3 protein-coding genes and 1 pseudogene are annotated in these 2,705 nt (G+C 50.8%); all 4 read left to right on the top strand.

What is annotated here, in order from left to right:
• A partial coding sequence (locus L6D89_RS32260) for a colicin D domain-containing protein (protein WP_236202328.1) occupies positions 1 to 1,390 on the top strand: 1,390 nt, incomplete at its 5' end.
• A complete protein-coding gene (locus L6D89_RS32925; RefSeq protein ID WP_373875003.1) occupies positions 1,390 to 1,662 on the top strand; it encodes a colicin immunity domain-containing protein in 273 nt (90 codons plus the stop codon). The genes L6D89_RS32260 and L6D89_RS32925, both read left to right, overlap by 1 nt.
• Before the next feature lie 258 nt (positions 1,663 to 1,920).
• Positions 1,921 to 2,295: a hypothetical protein gene (locus tag L6D89_RS32255; protein ID WP_226045459.1), complete on the top strand. Its 375-nt coding sequence runs from the start codon at positions 1,921 to 1,923 to the stop codon at positions 2,293 to 2,295.
• A 115-nt stretch (positions 2,296 to 2,410) separates the two neighbouring features.
• Positions 2,411 to 2,705: pseudogene (locus L6D89_RS32250) on the top strand (hypothetical protein); the annotation flags it as partial.

Here is a 2,705-nt window from a genome sequence, read left to right as displayed (position 1 = left end):
GTATGGCGGCAATGTTTATCGGGACGGCAGCCTGCAGAAAATCGTTGCCCATGCCTTGATGGGAGGCCTGCTCGCCGAAGCAACCGGCAGCGATTTCAAGACCGGCGCCATGGCCGCCGGGGTCAATGAGGCCCTGGCCAACGTGCTACATGGCTGGGCTAAGGGCGATCCGAAGTTCGAGCTGATGGAGTCGCAAATCGTTGGCGTACTGGCTGCGGCAGCGGTGAATGGCGACGTAGGCAAAGGCGCGGAAATTGCGAAGAACGCTACCGCCTATAACCGCCAGCTCCACCCGGAAGAGCAACGGCAGATTCGTGAAAAGGCGAAGGAGCTGGAGGCCCAATACGGAAAGATCGACCTCGGGAGCCTGACTTGGGAGGACATGCTCACTCTCAGCGCTGGTACTGCCGTGGACAAGACGCAGAGCGAGCAGTACCTGAGCTTGCTCAAGCAATTGGATGGCCTCAATCCGGACAGCAGTCTGAGGGCCAATTTCGACCACATCAGTGAAATTGCCTTTAACTCCGTCTCTACGATGGGTATGGGCAGTGAGCCGTTACGCTGGGCCAACGGCGAACCGATCATTGCGCACGGCCAGCCGGTGTACGCCTTCCAGGCCACGGCGGAGCAATTTGCCGACAGCAACCTGTTCAACCAGCCGTATCTGGGCAATCAGTCCAGCGCCGCATGGGCCAACTTGCAACGCGCTTTGGCTCAGTACGGATCCGATCAGACCGGTACCCACAACGGAGAGATCGGAAGCTTCAAGGGTCAGATCGATCAGCAGCAGTACATCCGGGAGGCACTGGGGCTGGTCGTTGGTGACAGTGTAATTCGTGAAACTACCGTGGAGGAGTTACTGCTACCAGGAGCCAAAGGTACCGGTAGTGGTATAGGGCGAGGGGTGAGGGCGGCCGGTGAAGCAATTGCTGGCAAGATTGAGGCTAAGCTTGCAGAGTCGACCGCTGCTAAAAGTAGTGAAACTATTGGCTCCGCGTCATCAAAGATTTCGACTGGTGGGGCGGCAGATGCTGAAGCTGGGTTGCCGTACGTTCGACCAATAGTCAAAACTTCGGTAAATACTGAAATTGCATTTAATCAAGGGCAGTTGCAGCACGCATTTAAACATGCTGCCGACTTTGGGGTTGCAGGGAATCAGAATAAAGCGGCGCTCAATGAGTTTGAGAGGGCAATACAGAGTCATATATCGGATCCTGGAACAAAATTGATATACGGTACGTATAGAGGGAGTCCTGTTAGTCACTTTGTTAATCCGAGTACCGGGTTAAATGTGATTCGTGATTCGGCTGGTAACTTCTTGTCAGGCTGGAAGCTAAATCCGCAACAGCTAAAATATGTTTTGAGAGATGGAAAGTTGGGGGGTGGGTAATGGGTGGTCCAGGTCTTGAGTATAAGGAGTTGATACGGAAATTCTTGCAGGGTTTTATATCTGCGAGTGAATTTCGAGATTTGTATATCGAAAAGTTCAAAGGTGAATCAAGGGTTCTTGATGAGGATTTGTTTTTTTTGCTAGATGAGCTTTATGGTGACGCTGATATGTATAGTGAGGATGTTCTTCTTATAAATAAAAATCCTGGGGTCTACTTGGATGAGACGATGCTTAGATCAAAAGCGAGATTGGTTTTTAGTCGAATAGCTTAGGGCGCGAAAATGGGAAGGGTTTTGTATCGTTCTACCGGAAAGCATCTCCTTAATCAATCGGTTGAACCGAAACGAGGACAAATTTATTTTTCTACTCTAAAACTAGGCGCGGAGTCAGGATTAGAGTACGGAAAATAAATCTGTCCCCTTTTCTTCTTCAGAAAAAATGGTCTGCCCAAGCTGTAGTGATATTGTTAGTCAGTTTCGCGAGAGATACCCTAATATTCAATTAAATATCTTTACCATGGAGAAATGAAGATGTCATTCGACTTGACCGTGGAGGAGATATGCTCGGTAGTTTCTCGGCTTTATGAAAAGGCGATATCTCAGATTAACCTTAGGCCAGAGCAAGCCTTTGCATATGTTCAAGATGAAGCGGGCTCTCTTTGCACGACTGATGATGTAGGGTTTTTTGCGGTATTGCAGACAGCAATATTTAAGGAGGGAATGTGCTATGGATTGGAACTTTCTAGAGAAAGTCCTTATGCAGAAGACATGCTGGAGGTATTGGCTAGTGCGTATGATAATTGTTGCGCAGACGATTTGGCAGCGATTGGTCTTGAGGGGCAGCGGTTGGAGAATATGATTGACTGCATGAGGCAGGTTCGAGAGAAATATCTATTCTCTGAATAGTTGTGTCATCAAGAAAGCGAAAAGGAAAAGGGGACAGATTTATTTTTCTACTCTAATTCGCAAGTGCCCGGTTCTTTAAGAATTTGAATATAGCGCGGCCCCGCCCTGGATACACCTCGGCGACGGCATCTACGAGCAGCGACTGATCCAGCAAGCGGTGGTCGCCCGCACCGGCCAGCGCTACATCGACGGCATGGCCAGCGACGAAGCGTTGTTCAAGTACCTGATGGACAACGCCATCGCCTACAAGGACAGCCTCCAGCTGCAACTGGGCGTCGGCCTCAGCGCCGAACAGGTCGCCGCGCTGACCCACGACATCGTCTGGCTTGAAGAAGCCACCATCAACGGTGAAAAGGTCCTGGTGCCGGTGCTCTACCTCGCCCAGACCGACGGCCGCCTGGCGGCCAACG

The sequence above is a fragment of the Pseudomonas pseudonitroreducens genome (assembly GCF_021603645.1).
Taxonomy (GTDB): Bacteria; Pseudomonadota; Gammaproteobacteria; order Pseudomonadales; family Pseudomonadaceae; genus Pseudomonas; species Pseudomonas pseudonitroreducens.
Note: the sequence above shows the minus strand (reverse complement) of the source record. Positions and strands in the feature narration are given on the sequence as shown.